Source organism: Pararhizobium antarcticum (genome assembly GCF_001885585.1).
In the GTDB taxonomy this organism is placed as follows: domain Bacteria; phylum Pseudomonadota; class Alphaproteobacteria; order Rhizobiales; family Rhizobiaceae; genus Pararhizobium; species Pararhizobium antarcticum.
In genome coordinates this window covers 1-5411 of sequence record NZ_LSRP01000161.1, presented here as the reverse complement: position 1 = coordinate 5411, position 5411 = coordinate 1, and the positions used below count along the sequence as shown (strand labels likewise).

General features: G+C 54.3%; 3 protein-coding genes and 3 pseudogenes. All 6 read right to left on the bottom strand.

The genetic code is table 11. From position 1 onward, the window contains the following. Nucleotides 1-161 (bottom strand): annotated as a pseudogene (locus tag AX760_RS26955) (IS3 family transposase); the annotation flags it as partial. 16 nt (nucleotides 162-177) lie between these two features. Beyond that, on the bottom strand, nucleotides 178-1254 hold the full coding sequence (locus AX760_RS26110) for an IS110 family RNA-guided transposase (protein WP_071835928.1): 1077 nt from the start codon (nucleotides 1252-1254) through the stop codon (nucleotides 178-180). Between the two features lie 285 nt (nucleotides 1255-1539). Next, nucleotides 1540-2381, bottom strand: a pseudogene (locus AX760_RS26395) (IS3 family transposase); the annotation flags it as partial. A 21-nt stretch (nucleotides 2382-2402) separates the two neighbouring features. Further along, nucleotides 2403-2696 (bottom strand): annotated as a pseudogene (locus AX760_RS28265) (S1/P1 nuclease); the annotation flags it as partial. A 392-nt stretch (nucleotides 2697-3088) separates the two neighbouring features. Beyond that, a complete protein-coding gene (locus AX760_RS26090; RefSeq protein WP_071835926.1) occupies nucleotides 3089-4747 on the bottom strand; it encodes a hypothetical protein in 1659 nt (552 codons plus the stop codon). An 83-nt stretch (nucleotides 4748-4830) separates the two neighbouring features. Beyond that, the gene (locus tag AX760_RS26085) at nucleotides 4831-5211 is read right to left on the bottom strand and encodes a hypothetical protein (RefSeq protein ID WP_071835925.1); all 381 of its coding nucleotides are present in this window, start codon (nucleotides 5209-5211) and stop codon (nucleotides 4831-4833) included. Between the last annotated feature and the right edge of the window lie 200 nt (nucleotides 5212-5411).

Below are 5411 nucleotides of genomic sequence, written 5' to 3'. Positions count from 1 at the left end.
GTCTTGTAGGCGTGGAGGTAGACTTCCTCGTATTTGATCGAACGCCAGAGCCGTTCGACGAACACGTTGTCCCGCCACGCACCCTTGCCATCCATCGAGATGGCGATTTCCGCCTTCTTCAGCACCGCCGTGAAGTCGACAGAGGTAAACTGCGATCCCTGGACGCCCTTCTAAGAGTCAAGCCGCAATTTGGCTTTGGTTGATTTCCTTGTGCCGCCGCATGATGATTGCGAAGACTTCGCGGGCGATGTAGCGTTTGAGGCAGCGAATAGCCTCAAGCTTCGATTTTCCTGCTGCGATGCGTCGCGCCACGTAGTCCTGCGTGCGTGCATCCATTCGAAGCCTCCCGATGGCGATGATGTGGATGGCACTGTTGGCCGCGCGATCCCCACCCCTGTTCAATCTGTGTCGAACCGTTTTCCCGGAAGAGGCCGGGACTGGGCTGACGCCGCACAATGCCGCGAAGCTCGCCTCGGATCTCAGCCGGTCGGAGTTGTCGCCCGCAGTGAGCAGCAACTGGGCCGCGCTGTTCAGACCGATCGCTGTTTGAGCAAGCAGTTCGGGAGCGAGTTCTGTGACGATAGCCTCAATCATGTCGTCTAGGTCAGCGATCTCGTCATGCAGTTCTAGATAACGTCGCGCCAAGGACTTGAGAGAGATACGGTAGGCTTCCTCGACCTGGCGGTACGCTGTAAGGTCGGGTCGCCAGGCTGCGAGCGTGCGGATCAACTGCATCCGCGTCATGCTGCGCAGATGATCCCGGATCTTGTCTGGTGCGCAAACGATGGTCATCTGGATCATCTGCAAGGCAATGCGGCGTGCCTGAACAGCGGTTCTGCGACAAACCCTTAGGACACGGAGACTTTCTACCATGCCGTCCCTGCTGCGTGGCGTTACGGTGTGTCGTCTCGCGAAGGCTGCGTGAGCCGCACTTTCCGCGTCAAAGTCGTCATTTTTGCCGCGTCGGCGACGGTCCAATTTGTCAGGTGCGGTAACTTCCAAAATCTCGACACCCGCTGTTTGCATGTAGCGCAGTAACCCTGCACCGTAGCTGCCGGAGCATTCGATTCCGACGCGCTGGAGATTCCCGAAGGAGTTCATCCAGGCCAGCATCAAGCGATAACCGTGTCGGGTTGTCGGGAAGCTCTCGGTACCGAGAACACGGTCGCGATGATCAACGACAGCCGCGACGTGCAAGTCCTTGTGTGTGTCGACGCCACCAATGACGTGAGTTTCTGCCTGATGTTCAGCCATCTGTTTATCCTTTCCTGCAGCACGTGAACATTTTGCCCGGAAGGATGCAGGGACAGGACAGTCATGGGACCGGATGGTCATGCCCTTCTTGGGTCACAGCAGCACCTTCGAGGCAAGGCCTCGCCGCAGGCGTTCCCGGATGATCGACAGGTCCAGGGAAAGACACATGTGGGTCGATCGGAATGAGGGTCAGATCCTACCGGGAAGCCATACGGCACCAACCCAACAGATGGTCGATCGGTGTTTGAGTCAAACCACCCGAGAACTGGCATCAATCATATGACTGTCCGTATTGAAGATGTCGGGTTTGCCATAACGGGCCAGAGCTTCCTCGACTGCTTCGATACAGAATGCCGCTTCCATCGTGATCGACAGCCGCCATGAGAGCACGCGGCGACTGAACCAATCGACGACGGCGCAGAGATAGACAAAGCCGCGTGCCATCGGAATATATGTCAGGTCCATTGCCCACACCTGGTTGGGTCGGGTGACCGCCAACTTGCGCAGAAGATAGGGATAGATTTTGTGCCCAGGCGCTGGTTTGGAGGTGTTCGGCCGACGGTAAATCGCTTCGATGCCCATCTTCTTCATCAGCGTGGCGATGTGCAGCCGCCCGGTTTCCGGCCCTTCTCCTCTCAAAAGCCCCTGCAACATACGACTTCCGGCAAATGGGTAATCCAGATGCAGCTCGTCGATCCGCCGCATCAAGGCCAGATCGCCGTCGGACACTGGACGCGGTAGATAATAGACGCTTCCACGGCTGAAGCCGAGAAGCTTTGCCTGGCGTGCGACCGACAATTTGTGCTCGCGGTCGATCATTTCTTTCCGCCCAGCAATTCCGCCTTGCCGAGCGCACCGGATAAAAAATCGTTCTCCAGTGTCAGTTCGCCGATCTTGGCATGAAGCGTTTTGACATCGACGGTTGGACCGGCCGGTTCGGCCTTGGTTTCATCGCCAAAAACGCCTGTCGCCCCCTCAAGGAGCTGGTCTTTCCATTGCTTGATCTGGTTGGCGTGCACGTCAAACTGCTGGGACAATTCCACCAGCGTCTGCTCACCTCGAATAGCGGCGAGCGCCACCTTTGTCTTGAAAGCCGGGCTATGGTTCCGGCGCGGTCGTCTCGTCATGGTCTCTCCTGTTCCCGGCATCTAAGCCGAAGTCAGGCAAAAATTCCACTTATCCTGGCTGTGCAGATTTCCCGAGCCAGCTCTGTTGCCCAATCGGCAGGGCGCTCCCCCATCATCCAAGCTACTATCATTTTTATCTACGAAAGAGGCCATCTCGGATATTTTCAGACGGAGGCTTCTGAATATCTGCTTGTCCCACATGCGATGAACTGTTTGACGCTCACCCCGAAAAATCACTTCTCGGTTCCCTGTGTCCCTGCTTGCATGAAGTGGCTGATGCACATCGCCAACAAAATGGATTAGATATTTCAAGCCGTTAGTTTTACAGTATCGTTGGTCGACCTATCACCGAGTACTGCTATGTCCGCGTCGATGGCCGCCAGAACGCAATTCACATCTGCACATTATCGCTGTCGATCATAGTGGCTGTCGTCCAAAGGTATTCTCACAGCGTGCAAGGGCTGGCGTGGAACCTTCAATGGCCTGATGCTGTCTGCCCAACTGGAACATCGGCCATCGAGACTTTACCCTCAAGCGAAAGTAGCCTCTGGACCTCTTCACTCGTTCCTGGGGTGAGGTGAGCCTCGCCTATCAACGCGACAACCTGATGCCCCTCCCAATTCCAGGCAAAAGCGGGGAGTACACTCAGAGACAGAAAAACCCCGATAAGAAGACTGCGCATTGCCCTCCATACCCTTGTTGATTTCTTACTCGAAGCTTTCAAGCCAAATTCGGTAGTGAGGTTTTCTCGGACGCAGAATAACTGCCTTTTCAGCGCATTCCTTTGCCCTTTTGAGATCTTTGACCCTGTGGCTGGCCTTGGAAAGATGGTAAAGCGCTGCGGGATCGCTAACGTCATCTGCATTTATTCCGGACAGCATCTCCTTAGCCTGGTCTTCCTTGCCCACTCTCGCAAGCAGCGCGCCGTAACGAATACGCAAGTGCTGATCATCGGGAGCAAGGGTGTGTCCAGCCAGCGCGTGTTTGATCGCTCCCATTTTATCACCGATCTTGTCATAGATATCGACCAATTGACGGCGGAAAACAGGCGTGTCACGGCCAGATCCTAGCGCGTGTAGGAGTACCTCCATCGCATCCTCATGCTTCCCGCACGACATTAGCATTTGAGCATAGTGTGCCAGTAGGAGATCGCTCTGAGGCTCAAGCAAGTAGGCCCGATGAGCAATGATTGCCGCAGCCGCTGCGCCCTCCCTCTTCGCCAGGTTGTGCGAGTAAAAAAGGGCGATGAAAGGATAGTTTCCAACAGTTGCTGGCTCGGCGAAGGGCTTTGCAACCCGATCCCCAATCATGTTGAATGGGTGCATGAACTCATGAGAGCGAGCGCCGTGACCACCGAAATATGACGTTGCCACGTCGCGAAGGATGGTATTCGCCTCGCCGAATTTCTTGCGCCTCGCAAAGTTTAGGGCGCGGAGATGGGCGTACGTTTGATTTTGGGGATCGATTTCGCCGGCCTGGCGAAGCAGCTCATCCTTATCATCCGCTCCCATGCCGTGGGCTATTTCGTTCGCGACCCATTGGATTTCCTTTGCCTTATCTAAGGGTGGGTAATCATCAGGATTGGCAGCAAGATCATCCAGAATAGTCAGCCGGCGAATCGCTTGGTCAAAAGCTATCAGAGGATCGAGGAATGGCACCTTTCGGATAAGGCTTGCCAAGACGGCGTATGTACTCAGTCCGGCAATAATTTTTTTACATCGCGACATCACGATGAAATCGAAGAGGTCTTTCTCACCCTTCGTTCCAAGATCGTCACACCCGAGGTCTGACGTTGTCTTGATCGGATAGCGGTCTCGCATGAGCGTCAGTAGGCGCGGATCATCGCTAAAGAGGATGATATTTGAACCCCTGCCGATCTCCTCTCGGATGATCGTCTTTAGCCAGGACACCGGCAGGTATCGTTCGTTGAACAATCTCATGCGGTAGACGCCGTTTATCGTATCCCCTCGGCGAGCGTGCAGGGCAATTGCACCCTCTTGGACCACTGCCTCCGCTTTGACGATAACCGCCTTGAGCCGGTCAGAAAACTCGATCCGTGACCAAATCCGAGGAAAGACATCGCGCGGAACTGTTGCGCCACGAAAGACGAGTTTGTCCTCGCAGACCATCATGTTGATGCCATCCACGTTCTTGTCAGCCAGAGCCCTTTTAACCATCACTTCTGTGAGAGGTTCGTGAACAACCTCTTGATATCGGGAGAGATCAAAATGCTCCTGATAATACTGATCGAGGAATTCCTTTGAAAAAACTTGGCCGGCGGCGGGAACGGAATGAAATTCGCTGTCTCCTTTCATGGGTGGCCAGCAAAACTTAAACGGCAGTCCAAGCTGTTCGGCGACGTACATTCCATGAATCAAAGCGGTTAGCCGCGCTCCAAATCCGTCAGTTCGTACAGTGATGATTTGTTTAGTTTTAGGACCAGAAAACATTATATCGCTTCGATTATCGCTTGAGCATCGTAAAAGGCGTATTCGTTGAAAGACAATAGGTGTGCTATGCTGGCGTTGCCGCCGCCGCCCCACCTCTCGCGCAACAGCACGATATTATCGTTGATAGCCAAAAACGGCTTATCTATGTATTTTCGGTCTAGCGTTCGGCGGTTGATCCTTGCGGTGACGGTCATACCCACCTTTAATTCGGCAAGGTAAGGCCCCTCCTCAATTTTAGCTGCCCGAATGATTTCCGGGGAACGCAGGCGCTCACCATAATCGTCCATATCGAGTTCGATGAGTGGGTCGAAATAGTGTGATGTTCCGGGGGCCGGCTTCCATTCATTTTGGTCGCTGCTCATTTTCGCCTCGCTTGCCATGAAGTCTCAGCTATCACGACTGAAAACTTTATGGCAAGGGAAGGCTAAAGGCAATTTCCTGTTCAGCAGGCGCTAGGGCGCGTCCCCATAAACGGGGTTCATCTTCGGCATTCGATGTGATTCAATCTCCTTGAAAGGAGATTGCGATGCGCCGTCACGAATTGAGCGATGAAGAATGGGCTGTGCTTGAACCGCTTCTT

Bases quoted from the DNA above. Each gene is read 5' to 3' on its own strand.
- AX760_RS26090 (WP_071835926.1), bottom strand. From the start codon at position 4,747: ATGTACGTCGCCGAACAGCTTGGACTGCCGTTTAAGTTTTGCTGGCCA.
- AX760_RS26110 (WP_071835928.1), bottom strand. From the start codon at position 1,254: ATGGCTGAACATCAGGCAGAAACTCACGTCATTGGTGGCGTCGACACA.
- AX760_RS26085 (WP_071835925.1), bottom strand. From the start codon at position 5,211: ATGGCAAGCGAGGCGAAAATGAGCAGCGACCAAAATGAATGGAAGCCG.